The organism is Leucobacter luti (genome assembly GCF_004217175.1).
Classification (GTDB): Bacteria; Actinomycetota; Actinomycetes; order Actinomycetales; family Microbacteriaceae; genus Leucobacter; species Leucobacter luti.
Genome location: NZ_SHKI01000007.1, coordinates 209273 through 226239 on the forward strand (window position 1 = coordinate 209273; position 16967 = coordinate 226239).

16 protein-coding genes and 1 tRNA gene are annotated in these 16967 nt (G+C 69.4%); 4 read left to right on the top strand and 13 right to left on the bottom strand.

Annotation, left to right across the window (positions count from 1 at the left end; translation table 11 throughout):
• Positions 1 to 10: 10 nt before the first annotated feature.
• Complete coding sequence (gene polA, locus EV139_RS14325; protein ID WP_198677593.1) at positions 11 to 2632, bottom strand: DNA polymerase I; 2622 nt, start codon at positions 2630 to 2632, stop codon at positions 11 to 13.
• Positions 2633 to 2760: 128 nt separating this feature from the next.
• Between polA and EV139_RS14330 the strand changes: the two genes are divergently transcribed.
• Positions 2761 to 3201 carry a hotdog fold thioesterase gene (locus tag EV139_RS14330; protein WP_130455271.1) on the top strand — a complete coding sequence of 147 codons (441 nt, stop codon included), beginning with the start codon at positions 2761 to 2763 and terminating at the stop codon, positions 3199 to 3201.
• Positions 3202 to 3274: 73 nt separating this feature from the next.
• Here the strand turns inward: EV139_RS14330 and EV139_RS14335 are convergent, their stop codons facing one another.
• Complete coding sequence (locus EV139_RS14335; protein WP_130455273.1) at positions 3275 to 3883, bottom strand: ANTAR domain-containing response regulator; 609 nt, start codon at positions 3881 to 3883, stop codon at positions 3275 to 3277.
• Between the two features lie 207 nt (positions 3884 to 4090).
• On the opposite strand from EV139_RS14335, the gene EV139_RS14340 reads away from it, so the two are divergent.
• Positions 4091 to 4172, top strand: a tRNA-Leu gene (locus EV139_RS14340).
• Between the two features lie 544 nt (positions 4173 to 4716).
• Here EV139_RS14340 and EV139_RS14345 read toward each other — a convergent pair.
• Together EV139_RS14345 and EV139_RS14350 are read right to left on the bottom strand one after the other, a co-directional pair.
• Entirely contained in the window at positions 4717 to 4899 is a 183-nt protein-coding gene (locus tag EV139_RS14345) for a hypothetical protein (protein ID WP_130455275.1), read from the bottom strand.
• A gap of 82 nt (positions 4900 to 4981) precedes the next feature.
• Complete coding sequence (locus tag EV139_RS14350) at positions 4982 to 6211, bottom strand: MFS transporter (RefSeq protein WP_130455277.1); 1230 nt, start codon at positions 6209 to 6211, stop codon at positions 4982 to 4984.
• A gap of 79 nt (positions 6212 to 6290) precedes the next feature.
• Between EV139_RS14350 and EV139_RS14355 the strand changes: the two genes are divergently transcribed.
• Positions 6291 to 6929 carry a TetR/AcrR family transcriptional regulator gene (locus EV139_RS14355; RefSeq protein WP_241989065.1) on the top strand — a complete coding sequence of 213 codons (639 nt, stop codon included), beginning with the start codon at positions 6291 to 6293 and terminating at the stop codon, positions 6927 to 6929.
• A 157-nt stretch (positions 6930 to 7086) separates the two neighbouring features.
• The gene (locus EV139_RS14360; RefSeq protein ID WP_130455279.1) at positions 7087 to 8199 is read left to right on the top strand and encodes a fatty acid desaturase family protein; all 1113 of its coding nucleotides are present in this window, start codon (positions 7087 to 7089) and stop codon (positions 8197 to 8199) included.
• A 63-nt stretch (positions 8200 to 8262) separates the two neighbouring features.
• On the opposite strand, the gene EV139_RS14365 is transcribed toward EV139_RS14360, so the two are convergent.
• The 9 genes from EV139_RS14365 to EV139_RS14405 all read right to left on the bottom strand — a co-directional run bounded on the left by EV139_RS14365 (position 8263) and on the right by EV139_RS14405 (position 16956).
• The gene (locus EV139_RS14365; RefSeq protein ID WP_130455281.1) at positions 8263 to 8934 is read right to left on the bottom strand and encodes a hypothetical protein; all 672 of its coding nucleotides are present in this window, start codon (positions 8932 to 8934) and stop codon (positions 8263 to 8265) included.
• Between the two features lie 115 nt (positions 8935 to 9049).
• Positions 9050 to 10528, bottom strand: a complete 1479-nt coding sequence (gene pyk, locus EV139_RS14370) for a pyruvate kinase (RefSeq protein ID WP_130455283.1) — start codon at positions 10526 to 10528, stop codon at positions 9050 to 9052.
• 14 nt (positions 10529 to 10542) lie between these two features.
• Positions 10543 to 11565 (bottom strand): prolipoprotein diacylglyceryl transferase, encoded by a 1023-nt coding sequence (gene lgt, locus EV139_RS14375; RefSeq protein ID WP_130455285.1) that lies wholly within the window; start codon positions 11563 to 11565, stop codon positions 10543 to 10545.
• An 81-nt stretch (positions 11566 to 11646) separates the two neighbouring features.
• Positions 11647 to 12444, bottom strand: a complete 798-nt coding sequence (gene trpA, locus EV139_RS14380; RefSeq protein ID WP_130455287.1) for a tryptophan synthase subunit alpha — start codon at positions 12442 to 12444, stop codon at positions 11647 to 11649.
• A complete protein-coding gene (gene trpB, locus EV139_RS14385; RefSeq protein ID WP_130455288.1) occupies positions 12441 to 13706 on the bottom strand; it encodes a tryptophan synthase subunit beta in 1266 nt (421 codons plus the stop codon). The genes trpA and trpB overlap by 4 nt, the downstream gene beginning before the upstream one ends.
• A 13-nt stretch (positions 13707 to 13719) precedes the next feature.
• Positions 13720 to 14490, bottom strand: a complete 771-nt coding sequence (gene trpC, locus EV139_RS14390) for an indole-3-glycerol phosphate synthase TrpC (RefSeq protein WP_130455290.1) — start codon at positions 14488 to 14490, stop codon at positions 13720 to 13722.
• Between the two features lies 1 nt (position 14491).
• A complete protein-coding gene (locus EV139_RS14395) occupies positions 14492 to 14725 on the bottom strand; it encodes a DUF6704 family protein (protein WP_130455292.1) in 234 nt (77 codons plus the stop codon).
• 34 nt (positions 14726 to 14759) lie between these two features.
• Entirely contained in the window at positions 14760 to 15338 is a 579-nt protein-coding gene (locus EV139_RS14400; RefSeq protein WP_130455294.1) for a Trp biosynthesis-associated membrane protein, read from the bottom strand.
• On the bottom strand, positions 15328 to 16956 hold the full coding sequence (locus tag EV139_RS14405) for an anthranilate synthase component I (protein WP_130455296.1): 1629 nt from the start codon (positions 16954 to 16956) through the stop codon (positions 15328 to 15330). Before EV139_RS14405 ends, EV139_RS14400 begins: the two co-directional genes overlap by 11 nt.
• Positions 16957 to 16967 lie beyond the last annotated feature (11 nt).

The window sequence follows — 16967 nt, forward strand, 5'->3', positions numbered from 1 at the left end:
GGGCCCGGCGCTAGTGCGCGGCGGCGTTCCAGTTTGGCCCACGCCCCACCTGCACCTCGAGCGGTACGGTGAGGTCGGCGGCGCCGGCCATCTCCTCGCGCACGATCGCCTCAAGCTGATCCCACTCCCCCGCGGCGACCTCGAACATGAGCTCATCGTGGATCTGCAGCAGCATGCGCGACTGCAGCTCGGCGGCGCGCATACGCCGCTCCACGCCGATCATCGCGAGCTTAATGATGTCCGCGGCCGAGCCCTGGATGGGCGCGTTCAAGGCCGCGCGTTCCGCGTTCTCGCGCAGAATCCGGTTGGGGCTCGCGAGATCGGGGAACGGCCTGCGTCGGCCGAAGATCGTCTCCGTGAAGGTGTCGCGCTTTGCCTGGTCAACGACCGAGCGGAGGTAGTCGCGCACCCCGCCGAAGCGCTCGAAGTAGTCGGTCATGAGCTGCTTCGCCTCGGCGGCGGCGATCCCGAGCTGCTTTGAGAGCCCGAAAGCCGACAGGCCGTACGCGAGGCCGTACGACATCGCCTTCACCTTCGACCGCATCTCGTTCGTAACTTCCTCGGGCGGCACCCCGAAGATGCGGGAACCAACGAAGCGGTGCAGATCCTCACCAGCGTTGAAGGCCTCGATGAGCCCCTCGTCGCCCGACAGGTGCGCCATGATCCGCATCTCGATCTGCGAGTAGTCGGCCGTCATCAGCGTCTCGTACTCGGCCGAGTGGATGAAGCCCTCGCGGATCCGGCGCCCCTCCTCGGAGCGCACCGGAATATTCTGCAGGTTCGGATCCGTCGACGCGAGGCGCCCCGTGCTCGCACCGGTCTGCACGAGAGTGGTGTGGATCCGACCGTCCGGCTGTACCGCCTTGATCAGGGTCTCGACCATCTGCCGCAGTTTATTCACCTCGCGGTGCGCAAGCAGTGCGCCCAGGAACGGGTGCGGCGACTTCTGCTGCAGGTCCGCAAGCGCCGCGGCGTCCGTGGTGTAGCCGCTCTTAGTCTTGCGAGTCTTGGGCATGTCGAGCTCTTCGAACAGCACCTCCTGGAGCTGCTTCGGCGACGACAGGTTTACCTCGTGGCCGATGGCGGCGAAGGCCTCCTGCTCCAGGTTCGTGACGCGCTCGGTGAGCTCGGCGTGGTGCGCCTCAAACAGCGGCAGGTCGATCGCGACGCCGCGCTGCTCGAGGTCGGCGAGCACGGGGAGGAGCGGCAGCTCGATGTCGAAGTAGATCTCACCGGTGCGATCCGGGAAGCGCTCCACGGCGGCCGCGTGCGTGCGCACCACGTACCACGCGAGCGCTGCCGCGTCGGCAACGCTGCCCTCGTCGGGGACGAGCTGGTTTGGATCCCCCTCGGGCACCTGCTCACCCAGGAATCGGAACACCGCCTCCGGAATGGTCTTGTCGGCGGTCGCTGGGCGCAGCAGCCACGCGGCCAGCAGCAGGTCGCCGGCGATCCCGCCGAGGCGCACCTCGGCTGCGGCGGCCGCCCGGATCTGGTGCTTCGCGTCGAAGAAGATCTTTGGCGCGTCGGACGCGAGCCACTCCTCGAACTGCGCGTAGTCACGCCCGCCAGGCTGCCAGGTGAACAGCACCGACGACTCGGGCGTCGCGAGCCCCACCTCAAAGCCGGCGTCGCTGTGCTGGATCACCACGCCGGGGCGATCCGCCTTCGCGAGCCAGTCGCCCAGCTCCTCGTCGATCAGCAGCTTCGCGACCGGCTTCTCGGGGGCGAGCGGGGTGACCGTGCTCGCGCCGACCGTCGGCACCTCGGCACCGGCGAGCTTGCCGACGCGCTGCAGCAGCGTGCGGAACTCGAGGCGCTGGAAGACCTCCTGCACCGCGTTCATGTCGACCTCGCCGCGCTTCAGATCGTCGAGTGTCACGTCGAGCTCGACGTCGCGGACGAGCCGGTTGAGGCGGCGGTTGCGCTCGGCGAGGTGCGCGTGCTCGCGCAGGCTCTCGCCCACCTTGCCACCCACCTCGTCCTGGCGGCGCAGGATCTCTTCGAGCGAACCAAACTGGTTGATCCACTTCACGGCGGTCTTCTCGCCGACGCGCGGGATGCCGGGCAGGTTGTCGCTCGTCTCGCCCACGAGGGCCGCGATCTCGGGGTACTGCTCCGGGCGCACCCCGTAGCGCTCCATCACCTTCTCCGCGTCGTAGCGGGTGAGCTCGCTCACCCCCTGCTTGGACGGGTAGAGCAGGGTCACGTTGTCGTCGACGAGCTGGATCGTATCGCGGTCGCCGCTCACCACGAGGACCCGGTAGCCCGCGGCTGCCCCGCGCGTCGAGAGCGTCGCAAGGATGTCGTCGGCCTCGTAGTTCTCTTTCTCAAGAGTGCGGATCCCCATGGCGTGCAGCGCCTCCTGCAACAGCGGGATCTGTCCCTTGAACTCCGGCGGGGTCTCGCCGCGGGTGCCCTTGTACTCCGGGTACTCCTCGGTGCGGAACGAGTGCCGCGAGATATCGAACGCGACGACGAGCGAGTCGGGTGACTCGTTGCTGAGCAGGTTGATCAGCATCGCAATGAACCCGTGGATCGCATTGGTGTGCTGCCCGGTCTGCGTCTGGAAGCTGTCGACCGGGAGCGCGTAAAAGGCCCGGAAGGCCAGCGAGTGGCCGTCGATGATCATGAGGGTAGGCTGAGGCGTATTCGACACATGCTCAGCCTACAAGCCGCCACCGACGTTCACACGGTGAGTTTCCGCGCGGGCGAGGCGCATTTCCCCAGATCCAGATCCGGAAGGCCACTCTCGACACCATGATCGACCACGACACCACCGACTCGCAGGCACCCGCCGACGCACTCGCTTACATCCGCAGCCGCGGCAGCGGGGCGCTCGCAGAGCGAATGGGTATCGAGTTCACCGAGTTCACCGCGGAGCGCGCCGTCGCCACGATGCCGGTCGAGGGAAACACCCAGCCGATCAATCTGCTGCACGGCGGCGCATACGTGGTGCTCGGCGAAACGCTCGGATCCATGCACGCGAACCTCGTGGCACCCGAGGGGCACGTCGCCGTCGGCCTCGACATCAACGCGACGCACACCGGATCCGCCCGCACCGGGTTGGTCACCGGCGTGTGCACGCCCATCAAGCTCGGCCGCTCGATCGCGGTCCACGAGATCGTGATCTCGAATGATCAGGGTCAGCGCTGCTCGACCGTGCGCATCACGAACTTCTACAAGCGCATCGCCGGATAACCCCGGAACGAACGAACGCCCCGGCCCGAGCACGCTCGGATCCGGGGCGTTCGTCTTCGACGAGGCTCTGCCGTTAGTCCTTCTTGGGCCCGAGCTGATCGATGATGGTCTTTGCGACATCCTGCATGGTGAGGCGACGATCCATCGACGCCTTCTGGATCCAGCGGAAGGCCTCGGGCTCGCTGAGCCCCATCTTGTCGTTGAGGATGCCCTTCGCGCGGTCGACGAGCTTGCGGGTCTCGAAGCGCTCCGCGAGGTCAGCGACCTCGTTCTCCAGGGTGACGATCTGCTGGAAGCGCGAGAGCGCGATCTCGATCGCGGGCAGCAGGTCCGCGGGGGTGAAGGGCTTGACCACGTAGGCGAGAGCACCGGCCTCGCTGGCGCGCTCAACGAGCTCGCGCTGGCTGAACGCGGTCAGCAGCACCACGGGGGCCAGGTGGGTCTTGTTGATGCGCTCAGCCGCGGAGATTCCGTCGAGCTGCGGCATCTTCACGTCCATGACGACGAGATCCGGGCGGAGCTCCTCGACAAGCTTGACGGCGGTCTCGCCGTCGCCGGCCTCACCCACCACGTCAAATCCGTTATCGCGCAGCGTCTCGACGATGTCGAGGCGGATCAGGGACTCGTCTTCCGCGACGACGACGCGGCGCGGGGCGTTCGGTGCAGTGCTTTGGTCATTCACCTTTCCAGCTTACGGCATCCAGGCTCCCCATGCCCTGAATCCCTCGGAGCGTCGGAGGAACGGGGCTGCACGGCGCCGCGACGCACGCCGAGGGTAGCGCGGATCCGGGCACAGGGAGGGGCGCCGAGGTGATCTCGCGCGCTGAGCTGCGCTAGGGTTATCTCTGTCGCGGCGCCGTGCACCGACGCGCGGCACCTCCGTAGTCCGGCCGGATTGGCGGAATTGGCAGACGCGGCGCACTCAAAATGCGTTGTCGAAAGACGTGCGGGTTCAAGTCCCGCATCCGGCACCTCGAACACGGGCCCCGACTCCCCACGCAACACGGGGAGGCCGGGGCCTGTGGTGTCCTGGGCGAGTGCGCTCCCGCCCGCCCGCGTGCGGCCCCGCCCCGCCCGCCGAGTCCCGCCCGCCCGCCGAGCTTCGTCCGCCGAGCCCTGCCCGCGTGCGGCCCCGCCTCGTCCGCCGAGTCCCGCCCGCCGAGCTTCGTCCGCCGAGTGGAGCGAAACGCCCCCTCGGCGAGGGGCGAAGGGGGATTTTGGCTCCACTCGACTTTGCGGGCAGCCTCGCGCAGCGAGCCGCGCCCACTAAACCACGCCCGCCCGCCTCGCCCGCCGAGCCCTGCCCGCCGAGCCTCGTCCACCCAGTCTCCCCGCCGCCGAGTGGAGGCAAAACTCCCCGTGCAGGAACCTGAAGGGGTGGTTTGGCTCCACTCGGCGGGCGGGTGCCTCGGCACGAGCACGCGGGTGCGGGCACGAGCACGAGCACGCGTGCCCGGGGCACAGACACGGACGCACGGCACGCACCACGGCGCACCACACGCGGGGGGACAGCCCCTAGTCGCGGGGGGCGCCGCCGATGAAGCCGACGATTGCGCCGACCCCGAGGCCGAGCCCGAGGCCCAGACCGATGAGGTTCATCGCCAGGCCGATCGCGAGCCCAGCGACGCCGCCAACAATGAGGCCGCCCACCATCCAGGCGGTCGTCTTGCGCTTGGCCGAATCAGTCTGCTCACTCATATCCCCAAGGGTACGCCGTTGCGCCGCGCGCCGCTGCCGGGCGCGCACCACATCGCCCGCCCCACCCCGCCTCGCCCCGGGGTCAGGCCCGCCCGCGCCTCCGCACCGCAGCGAACACCGTGATCGCGATCGCCGCGAGCGCGAGCACACCAGCGAGCACCGCCGCGAGCGCCGGAAGGCCGGGCACCGCGCCCGCGACGAGCGGCCCGATGCTCGCCCCGATGAAGAGGACGAAGCCGTTGATCGCCATACCGCTCCCCCGGTGCGGGGCGGCGGTCTCCCCGAACAGCGTGATCATCTGCGGCACGGTGAGCGCAATGCCGGCGACGAACACGATACTCGCGGCGACCATGCCAGGCACGCTCCCCGCGAGCAGCGCGACCCCGAGCATCCCCGTGGCCGCGACGGTGAATCCCAGCAGCGCCACGCGCGGCCCACCAATCAGGCGGGCGAGCGGGCCCGCCGCGAGACTCACGAACATCGCGGGCAGTGCGGCGAGGCGGATCAGGATCACCCCGGACTCCGACACGCCGCTCCCCTGCAGGTGCTGGCCGATGCCGGTGTAGAGCGCGACGAACGACAGGAGCAGGGTGACGTGGGCCGCGCACAGTGCGGCGATTGCCGGGCTCGTGAACAGCCGCCCCAGCCTGACGAACTGCCGCGCGAGCGAGCCCGACTCGTCGGCGCGCGGCGTGCCCCGGAGCACCGTGGCGATCAGGACGCACGCGAGGGCGAGGATCAGCCCGCCGCCGAAGAAGAACCACGGCCAGCCCGGGCCGAGCGCCACGATCGAGGCCGTCACCTGCCCGAAGATTCCCGCCACGAGGAACGCCACCGACATTGCCCCGATTGCTGCCGCCCGCCGCACGGGCGCGACCGCCTCGCTGAGGTACGCCAGCGCGACGGGGGCGAAGCCCGCACCCGAGGCCCCCTGCACGGCCCGCAGCACCGCGAGCATCGGGAGCGACGTCGCGGCGGCGCACAGCAGGGTCGCCGCGGCGAGCAACCCGGTCGCGAGCACGAGGATCCGCTTGCGCCCGTACCGGTCCGAGAGCGGCCCCCAGATCAGGAACCCGACCGCGTAGGCGATTCCGAAACTCGTGGAGAGGGCGAGGGTGGCGTCGCCACCGAGATCGGCGGTGACGGGCCCCTGCAGCGGGATTGCCGCGTACAACTGCGTCAGGACGAAGAGCGCGGTCCCCACCAGAATCGCGACCGCGGCGCGCCCCGCGGGGAACTCCGGAGCCGCGCGCGGCCCCGAGAGCGGCGATCCGTGCACCCCGCCGTCGGCTCCACCATTCCGTGCGACCATGCTGCACCTCCAACGCAAACGTTGGAATTGAGGCTAGTAGGCTCGGGTGCCAAGTGCAACCCCAGCGTTGGAGATGCGCGTGACGAGCGAAAGGGTCGACATGGCGTGGGACACCGAGGGAACCAAGCGCAGGATCCTGCTGGCGGCGACGGCCGAGTTCGCGACGCACGGGCCGGACGGCACCACAATCGAGCGCATCGCAAAGACCGCAGGGGTCAACAAGGAGCGCGTCTACAACTACTTTGGCGACAAGCGCTCCCTCTTCGCCGCGGTGCTGCGCAACGAGCTCGCGGAGGTGGCACGGGCCGTGCCCGCCGAGTCGTTCGCGCGCGAGGACATCGGGGACTATGCGGGCCTCGTCTACGACTACCACCGCGAGCGGCCGGAGCTGATCCGCCTAATGCGCTGGGAGGGCCTGGCGTTCGCGGACGAGGTGCCCGACGAGGCGCTGCGTCGCGAGCACTACGGATACAAGACGACCGCGGTGAAGCGCGGCCAAGAGGCCGGCGCGATCACTCGGGACCTCACCGCGGAGCACATCATGCTGCTCGTGCTCTCGCTCGCCGGCTGGTGGGCAACGGTGCCCCAGGTGGCGCGCATGCTGTGCGGACCACCCACGGAGGACGAGCACCGGTCGCGTCGCGCGGCCGTGGTCGAGGCGGCGCGACGCCTCGCCGCACCTGCGCCGGGCCACGTCAGCGACCCGGGATCCCGCTGAGCCTGTGCATCCGCCCCGCAACGGCCAGGAACGCTGCCCGTATGCCCGTCTTCACATGTGCTTCCGGTTAGAGTCGCACTAGCGATCGGCGCCCGCCTTTGGCTTCAACGCAGTCGAGTTCGCACGCGTCCTCGTCCAACTGAACGGTGGCCGCGCAATGACGTCTACGCAAACCTCGACCCTCAGCGGGCTCGGCCCGCTCCGGCCCACTCGAGCGCGGGCGGCGGACTTCCCGCCCGTGGCAAAGGCATACATTCAGATCTCGCAGGTTGCCCGTGAATCCGGCCTCCTGCAGCGCACGCCCTGGTTCTACGCGCTCGTCGGCCTCGGGATCGCGCTCGCGCTCGGCGGCGCGGTGACGGGCTTCATCCTGCTGGGCGACAGCTGGTTCCAGCTGCTCATCGCCGGCGCCCTCGCAATCATCTTCACGCAGATCGCGTTCCTCGCCCACGAGGCCGCGCACCGGGTGATCCTTGCGACCGGCCCCGCGAACGACCGCCTGGCACTGGTGCTGGCCGGCATCGTCGGCATGAGCTACTCCTGGTGGGACTCGAAGCACTCGCGCCACCACGCGAACCCGAACCGCGTGGGCAAGGACCCCGACATTGAGGTCGACACGATCTCGTTCCTCGAGGAGGACGCCGCCGAGGCGCGCGGCTTCCGCCGCCTGCTCACCAAGCGCCAGGGCTGGCTGTTCTTCCCCCTCCTCACGCTTGAGGGCCTCAACCTGCACCTGCACAGCCTCACGCACCTGTTCAGCCGCGAGCCCGTGCGCGGGCGCTGGGCCGAACTCTCGATCATCGCCGCACGCTTCGTGGTGATCCTGGTTCCCGTCTTCATGTTCCTCCCCCTCGGCAAGGCGTTCGCGTTCCTCGGGGTCATGTTCGCCGTGTTCGGCGTGTACATGGGCGCCTCGTTCGCACCCAACCACAAGGGCATGCCCGTGATCGCGCACGACGCGAAGCTTGACTTCTTCAGCAAGCAGGTGCGCACCTCGCGCAACATCCGCGGCGGCTGGTGGGCGACGACGCTCATGGGCGGCCTGAACTACCAGGTGGAGCACCACCTCTTCCCGAGCATGTCCCGCCCCCACCTCGCTCGCACGAGCGAGATCGTGCGCGAGTTCTGCGCCACGCACAACGTCCCCTACACCGAGACCTCGCTGGTGCGCTCGTACGCGATCGTCATCGAGTACCTGAACCGGGTGGGGATCGCGGCGCGCGATCCGTTCGAGTGCCCGATCTCAGCGCAGCACGGCCGCGGGCGCTAACCCGGAGCGGCGCGCGGCAGCCTGAAGCCGCGCGCTACGGCCGTTCCTGCACACCGAACGGGATCAGGATGCCGCTGTCGCGACCGCGAGGGCGGCACGGCCGAAGCCGGTGTCGGGCAACGAACCAATCTCGATGACCCAAACAGTCCCCCGGAATGCAAAGAACTGGTGCATCGGGCTGATTCCGCCCTCCTCCGAGAGCGTGTATGTGACGACATCGCCGTCCTCACCTCGTATGAACGCGGACGCATCGAGCTCGGCGCGGAGGGTTTCCATCGTCGACTGATCGAGAGACGAAACGAACAGCTGCGTGACGGCCCCGCTGTTCGGAATCCCCCAAGCACAGTGCACTGAGTGCGCGGCGTCACCGAGCGCGGTGACCGACGCGGGGCCAAGGACCCGCTCAAGCGCAAGCGTGCGCAGGTTCGACGCGGTTGCGGCGTCGACGGGCGCATACGCCGGGAGACCCGCGAACTCACGAGCCTGCGACTCAGTAACGAGTACCGCGCACTCTGGAATGGAGATCGGAGCCGCGCTCGCCGCTGGAGACGGCGTAGGCGTTGCCGTGGGTGACGCCGAGGGTCCCGGCGGCGTCGCAGACTGACCGGGCGCGTCCGGAGTTGCGGACACTTCCGGAGACCCGGGCTCGGGCGCGCAGCCCACAAGACCCATACCGAGTGTGAGGCACAGCGCCACCATGCCGAGCCCAGCCTTGTTTCCGAGTCGCTGTGTCATACCCACAGGATACTCGAAGGCGGAGAGCACAAGCGAGGTCTGGAGCGGGAGCAGCACCACCGGGTAAGCCCGAACACCAGCTCTGTGGTGCTCGGGCTCACACGGCGCCGGGAGCCTACGCCGTGGGCGCGGAACCGCGGCCGAGCGTGTGCTTGCGGGGCCCCGCCTCGGGCAGCTTGCCGCTCGTCTCGCCCATGCGGTGGATCCGCAGCGTGTTCGTGGTGCCCACGATCCCGGGAGGCGATCCGGCGATGATCACGACTTTGTCGCCGATCTCCGCGCGCGAGTGCTCAAGCAGCAGCTCGTCTGCCTGGCCGAACATCTCGTCGGTGCTGTCGACGCGCGGCACCAGATAGCTGCGCGCGCCCCAGGTGAGCTCCATGCGGCGGCGGGTCTCGGGGTCCGGCGTGAACCCGATGATCGGGATCGGCCGGCGCAGCCGGGACATGCGACGCACGGTGTCGCCCGACTCGGTGAAGACGCAGATGTAGCGCGCGCCGATAAAGTCGGCGACCTCTGAGGCGGCGAGCGTGAGTGCGCCACCCTGCGTGCGCGGCTCGGCCCCGAGGGGCTCGATCCGGTCGAGTGCGTGCTCCTCGGTCGACTCGATGATGCGCGCCATCGTCGCGACGGCCTCCACGGGGTACGCACCAACGCTGGTCTCGCCCGAGAGCATCACGGCGTCGGCGCCGTCGAGCACGGCGTTTGCGCAGTCGGAGGCCTCGGCGCGCGTGGGCCGGGGGTTCTCGATCATCGACTCCAGCACCTGCGTGGCCACGATGACCGGCTTGGCGTTGCGTCGCGCGAGCGCGACGGCCTCGGCCTGCACCACGGGCACGCGCTCAAGGGGCATCTCGACGCCCAGGTCGCCGCGGGCGACCATGATGCCATCGAACGCCGCGACGATCTCCTCGAGGTTGTCGACCGCCTGGGGTTTCTCGATCTTCGCGATCACGGGGAGGCGGAAGCCCTCCTCGTCCATGATCTCGTGGACCCGGGTGATGTCTGCGGCGTCGCGCACGAACGACAGCGCGATGTAGTCGGCCCCGAGCGCAAGCGCCCAGCGCAGGTCCTGCTCGTCCTTCTCGGACAGAGCGGGGACGTTGACCGCGACGCCGGGCAGGTTGATGCCCTTGTTGTTCGACACGGCACCCGGCACCTCGACCGTGGTGTACACGGTGTCCTCGGTCACGCGAACCGCGCGCAGCCCGACCTTGCCGTCGTCGACCAGCAGCGGATCGCCGGGGCGCACGTCGCCGGGGAGCCCCTTGTGGGTCGTGCCGCAGATCTCGCGCGTTCCCACAATGTCGCGCGTGGTGATCGCAAACTCGTCGCCCACCGCGAGCTCGTACGGTCCGCCCTCAAACTTGCCGAGCCGGATCTTGGGGCCCTGCAGGTCTGCGAGCACCGCGATCGGTCGCCCGACCTCGATCTCCGCGCGTCGAATGTTGCGGTAGATCCCCTCGTGCACGTTGTACGTGCCGTGCGACATGTTGAGCCGCGCCACGTTGACACCCGCCCGGATAAGTTCGAGCGTGTGGTCGTAGCTGGAGACCGCGGGCCCCCAGGTTGCAACGATCTTGGCGTGGCGCATCTGCACTCCTTGCGTTAGACGGACTTCGAGGACTCGGTGGCTCCGGCCGGCGTGGCTGCCGCCGGCGCATCGGCGGCGCCGTCTGCGGCGGCCTCCGTGGGCTCCGGCTGCTCCGCGGGGGCGGCATCGCCACGGTCGATGATGTGGAAGAACTCGTCGGGGTTGGCGGTGTCGCGCAGCACCGAGTCAAGCGGGTTGCTGCGACCCGGCAGGTACACCGTGTTCTCAATGCCGACGTGACGCTTGCGCTGCACGAAGAAGATGATGACGCCGAGGACGGCGGCGAGGAGCGCGGCGAGCACGTTCGTGCGGATCCCGAGGAAGAGCAGGCTGGGATCGACGCGGAGCGACTCGGTGAACGCGCGACCGAGGCCGTACCAGACGAGGTACATCGCGAAGAAGGTGCCCCAGCGCGGGCGCCACTTGCGCTCGATCGCGAGCAGCACAACGATGCCGAGAATGTTCCACAGCGCCTCGTAGAGGAAGGTGGGGTGGAACAGCGTGCCCTCGGGCAGGCCGATGGGGAACGCCGGGTTGCTTGACTCAATCTCGAGGCCCCAGGGCTGCGTGGTCGGGCCGCCGAAGAGCTCGTGGTTGAACCAGTTGCCGAGGCGTCCAACCGCCTGCGCGAGCAGAAGGCCGGGAACGAGCGCGTCGGCGAACGACCAGAAGCGGATGCCCGAGATGCGCGAGGCGATCAGGACACCGATACCGCCGCCGATGAGCGCGCCGAAGATGGCGATGCCGCCGTTCCAGAACGCGAGGATCTCGAGCGGGTTCTTGCCGGCCCCGAAGTAGTCACCCCAGTGGGTGACCACGTGGTAGAGGCGCGCGCCCACGATGCCGAGCACGAGCGACCAGACCACGAAGTCGAAGACCGCACCGCGTTCGCCGCCGCGCTGGCCAATGCGGCGCGCCGTCCAGATCGCCGCGAGCACAATGCCCACGATGATGCAGAGCGCGTAAAAGTAGATCCGCAGCGGCCCGATCTGGAGAAACTGCATCTCAGGGCTCGGGATACTCATTGGGAGAATCATTCACTCCTCTTTCGCCTGCGGCATGACCGCTGGAAGCTGCTTGGGGTCCCGCGCCGAACGAGCACGAGCGTTGATGTAATCCTAGCGCGGGGCGGTTCCCGCGGCGATCTGACGCACGGTGTCCGCGAGCTGCGGTACTCCGCCGTCACGAAGCGCGCGCACGAACGCGGTGCCCACGATGGCGCCGTCGGCGTAGTCGAGTGCTGCCGCGACCTGCTCTGCGGTCGAAATCCCGATGCCCACGCACGCGAGGTCGGCACCCTGCGCGCGCAGGCGCTCGGTGAGGCCGCGGGCGGCGGCGTCGAGCTGCGCCCGCTCCCCCGTGATCCCCATGGTCGACACCGTGTAGATGAAGCCGGTGCTCGACTCGGCAACGAGGCGCAGGCGCGCGTCGCTCGAGCTCGGGGCCGCGAGGAAGACACGGTCGAGGCCGTGGCGCTCGCTGATCTCGATCCAGTCCGCGGCCGCGTCCGGGGTGATGTCGGGCGTGATCAGCCCGGCACCGCCGGCGGCGGCGAGGTCGGCGGCGAAGCGCTCGACGCCGTACTGAAGCACCGGGTTCCAGTAGGTCATCACGAGCACGGGCACGTCCACTGCCTCGCGTACGCGGCGCACCGCCTCGAAGACGTGCGCCACGCGAAACCCGTCCGCGAGCGCGGTCTGGGTCGCCTCCTGAATCACGGAACCGTCCATGACCGGGTCTGAGTAGGGAACGCCGAGCTCGAGCACGTCGGCGCCGGCGCGCGCCATTGCAATGGCCGCCTCGATGCTCGTGTCGAGATCAGGGAAGCCGACCGGGAGGTAGCCGATCAGGGCGCCCCGACGCTCGGCCTTCGCCGCACGGATCGCTTCAGCCACACTCGAAGCGGTGCCGCTCATCCTTCAACCCCCGCGTCGCCGTCGAGCAGACCGAAGTAGCGGCCCGCCGTTGCCATGTCCTTATCGCCGCGGCCCGAGAGGCACACCACGATCACCGCGTCTGACCCGAGCTCGCGGCCGAGCCGCTGCGCCCCCGCGAGCGCGTGCGAGGACTCGATTGCGGGAATGATGCCCTCGGTGCGGCTCAGCAGGCGCAGCGCCTGCATCGCCTCGTCGTCGGTTGCGGGGATGTACGTCACGCGGCCGATGTCTGCAAGCCACGCGTGCTCCGGGCCCACGCCCGGGTAGTCGAGCCCCGCCGAGATCGAGTGCGACTCAATCGTCTGCCCGTCCTCGTCCTGCAGCACGTAGGTCTTCGCGCCGTGGAGGATCCCGGGTCGGCCGCGCTCAATTGAGGCGGCGTGGCGGTCGGTGTCGACACCGTCGCCAGCGGCCTCGACGCCGAAGATCTTGACGTCGGCGTCGTCGAGGAACGCGTCGAACATGCCGATCGCGTTCGAGCCGCCGCCGACGCAGGCGACCACGGCGTCCGGGAGCCGCCCCACGCGGTCGAGGAGCTGCGCGCGCGCTTCCTCCGAGATGATGCGCTGGAAATCGCGCACCATGGCGGGGAACGGGTGCGGGCCTGCCGCGGTGCCGAAGATGTAGTTGGTGTGATCCACGGTGGCGACCCAGTCGCGGTACGCCTCGTTGATCGCGTCCTTCAGGGTGCGCGATCCGGCGCGCACCGGGATCACCTCTGCGCCGAGCAGGCGCATGCGGGCCACGTTGAGTGCCTGCCGCTCAGTGTCGACCTCGCCCATGTAGACGGTGCACTCAAGGCCGAAGAGTGCGGCGGCGGTCGCCGTGGCGACACCGTGCTGCCCAGCCCCGGTCTCGGCAATGACGCGCTTTTTGCCGAGCCGCTTGGTGAGCAGTGCTTGGCCGAGCACGTTGTTAATCTTGTGCGAGCCCGTGTGGTTGAGATCCTCGCGCTTGAGGAAGACGCGCGCCCCACCGGCGTGCTCCGCGAACCGCGGCACCTCGGTGATCGGCGAGGGCCGCCCGGCGTACGACTCAAGCAGCTCAACGAGCTCCGCGCGGAACTCTGGATCCGCCTGCGCCTCGGCGTAGGCCTCCGTGAGCTCGTCGATCGCCGCGATGAGCGACTCGGGCATGTAGCGCCCACCGAACTCACCAAAGAACGGTCCGTGCTGATCGCGCAGGCTCGTGATGCTGTCACCCCCGGCGGGCGTCGATGCTGGCTCGGGCTGCTGTGTCATGTCTTCCTCAGGGTCAGACGCTGAGATAAGACTGCAGCGTCGCGACGGGGTCGTTGGTCACGAGGGCCTCGCCGACGAGGACGACATCGGCGCCGGCCTCGCGGTAGTGCTCCACGTCGGCGACGTTCAGCACGGCCGACTCGGCCACGCGGATCGCCCCGGCTGGGATCTGGTCGGCGACGCGGCCGAAGAGGTCGCGGTCAAGCTCGAAGGTGCGCAGGTCGCGCGCGTTCACGCCGATCAGCTGTGCGCCGAGATCGACGGCGCGCGCCACCTCGTCAGCGGAGTGCGCCTCGACGAGCGGGGTCATCCCCAGCTCCCGGATCATGCCGTGCAGCGTCACGAGTCGCTCCTGCGGCAGCGCCGCGACGATGAGCAGGGCCAGGTCCGCTCCCGCGGCGCGGGCCTCAAGCACCTGATACTCGTCGCCGATGAAGTCCTTGCGTAGCACCGGGATGCTGACGGCCTTGCGCACCGCCTCAAGATCGGCGAGCGAGCCCTTGAACTTTCGCTCCTCGGTGAGCACGCTCACCGCGCTCGCGCCGCCGGCCTCGTACTGCGCGGCGAGCGTGTGCGGCTCGGCGATCTCGGCGAGGTCGCCACGCGACGGGCTGGCCCGCTTCACCTCGGCGATCACCTTCATGTGGTCTGCCGGGGCGAGCGCCGCGAGGGCGTCGAGCGCTGGCGCACGCCGAAGAGCTTCGGCCTCCACCTGTGCGGTGGGCCGAAGCTCTTGGCGGGCGCGTGCGTCTTCGAGGGAACCCGCGAGCAGTTGCTCGAGCACGCTAGTCGTGCGTCTTGGGGGTGTACTTCGGGCCGTTGACGCCGAAGCCGGCCTTCGAGAGGACCCACCCGAGCAGGGCACCGACGACAACGATGCCGGCGCAGACCCACACCATCGTCGACATGTGCAGGAAGAAGAAGACGGTTCCGGCGGCGATGCCAAGCAGCATCACCACGACCGCCGTCCATGCGGCGGGCGAATCACCGTGACCGGGGTCTCCGTGCTGGGTACTCATGAATCTCCTCTGTACAAGCGTGAACGTTTCAAGCCTAGCGGATATCTTCGGTGGGGTCATCGCCATCGCTCAGCGCGTCCCAATCGGAGATCCGGTCGGTGCCGCCGGATCGCGGCGCGGTAGCGCCGGTGGTGTCGTACTTCCGGCCGCCGGCGGCCCAGCGGCCGCCGAACACGAGCACGACGAGGCCGAGCAGCACGGCCACCGCTCCGGCCGCGATACTCACCCACGCCCAGACGGAGAGCTGACTCCAGACCACCATGCTCGTGCTGGCCCCGCCAACAATTCCGGTGATCTCCGTGATCCGTCCCGAGACCGCGCTGAGCGGCGCCGTGACGATGTCGACGCTGAGGGCGATCAGGCCGGCACCGAGCAGCGCGACGAGCGCGCCAAGCACACGCCGGAACACCGGTCCCGCGATCGTGAGCGCGAGCGCCGCCGCGACGAGCGCGATTGCGACCGGAGACAGCGCGGCGTTGATCTCGTGCCCGGTGACGGCAACCACCTCGTGGGTCCCGTCGAGCATGAACGACACCCAGGGCTGCGCGCCGGCGAGTAGCGCTCCCCCGCCCGCGATTGCGACTCCTCCGAGCGAGAGCAGTTTAGCGCGCATCGTCGGCTCCCTTCAGCTCGTGCAGCGTGTTGGCGATCGCGATTGCGCGAAGCGGTGCCGCGGCCTTGCTTCGGCACTCGGCGTCCTCGGTTTCGGGCACCGACTCAGCGACCACCCCGGCGCCGGCCTGCACCATCGCAACACCGTCCTTGATGGTGGCGGTGCGGATCGCGATCGCGAGGTCGGCGGCGCCGCCGAGCCCGAAGTATCCAACAACCCCACCGTAGACGCCGCGCTGCACGGGTTCGAGCTCGTCGATGATCTCGAGGGCGCGCGGCTTCGGGGCCCCCGAGAGCGTCCCGGCCGGGAAGGTCGCACGGAACACGTCAATCGGCGTCTGCCCGTCGCGGAGCTGCCCCTCAACGGTCGACACGATGTGCATGATGTGGCTGAAGCGCTCCACCCGCATAAACTCCGTCACCTCAACCGACGCCGGCGTGCAGGCGCGCAGCAGGTCGTTACGGGCGAGGTCAACGAGCATGAGGTGCTCGGCCCGCTCCTTCTCATCGGCGAGGAGGTCGCGCTCGTGCTGCTGGTCTTCCTCGACTGACTCGCCGCGCGGCCGAGAGCCTGCGATCGGGTGCGTCATCACGTGCCCGCTCTCCTGCACGGTCACGAGAGCTTCGGGGCTCGAACCCACCACGGAGAACGGGGTCCCGTCCCCCGCCTCGAGCTGCAGCAGATACAGGTATGGGCTCGGGTTCAGGTGCCGCAGTACGCGGTACACGTCGAGCGGGTCCGCCGCGCACGGCTGGTCAAAGCGCTGCGATGGCACCACCTGGAAGACATCGCCGTCGACGATAAAGCGCTTGGCCGCGTCGACGGCTGCCATGTACTCGGGCGTGCTCGTGAGCCGCACCGGATCCGGGAGCGCGTCACGGTCGAGAGCCCCGAGGGGCGACGCGGTGGGTGCGGAGAGCGCCGCCTGGAGCGCGTCAAGGCGGTCCTGGGCGTCGCGCCACTGCGCGTCGGCCACGGCGGCGTCCGCGGGAGCTGCGGCGCCCGCGGGGGGATCCGCCGGGGTCCCGTCCGCTGCGTGCGCGCCGCCGTCAAGGGCGCCGTCGTTGAGCACGTTCGCGAGCAGCACGACGCTGCCCTCGCGGTGATCGATCACCACGAGCTCGGAGACGAAGCTCAAGCCCTGCGTGGGGAGCCCCGGGCCATCGACGGGCCCGTGCTCCAGCCGCTCGAACTGGCGCACGGTCTCCCAGCCGAGGTAGCCGACGAAGCCGCTCGCGAGCGGCGGGAGGCCCGGCACTTGCGGGGCGCGCCAGCGCTCGTAGCTTGCGCGCAGCGCCTCCACCGGCGCGAGGCCGGTGACGCCGCCCGGCAGCAGTCGTTCTTCGGTGACCGCGGATCCGGGCGCGGGGGCCCAGTGCGCGCGTCCGCCGCGCTCACCGAGCACGCCGAAGCTGCCGGCGCCAACGAAGCTAAACCGCGTCCACACGCCGCCCTGCTCCGCAGACTCGAGCAGGAAGGTCCCGGGCCGGGAAGCTGCCACCTTGCGGTAGATGCCGACCGGGGTATCGGCGTCAGCGAATACCTCTCGACAGACGGGAAGAACGGCGTGCGTGCGTCGCGCGGCGTCGAACGCCTCGCGCGTGGTCGTCAGGGTCACCGTCACAGCCT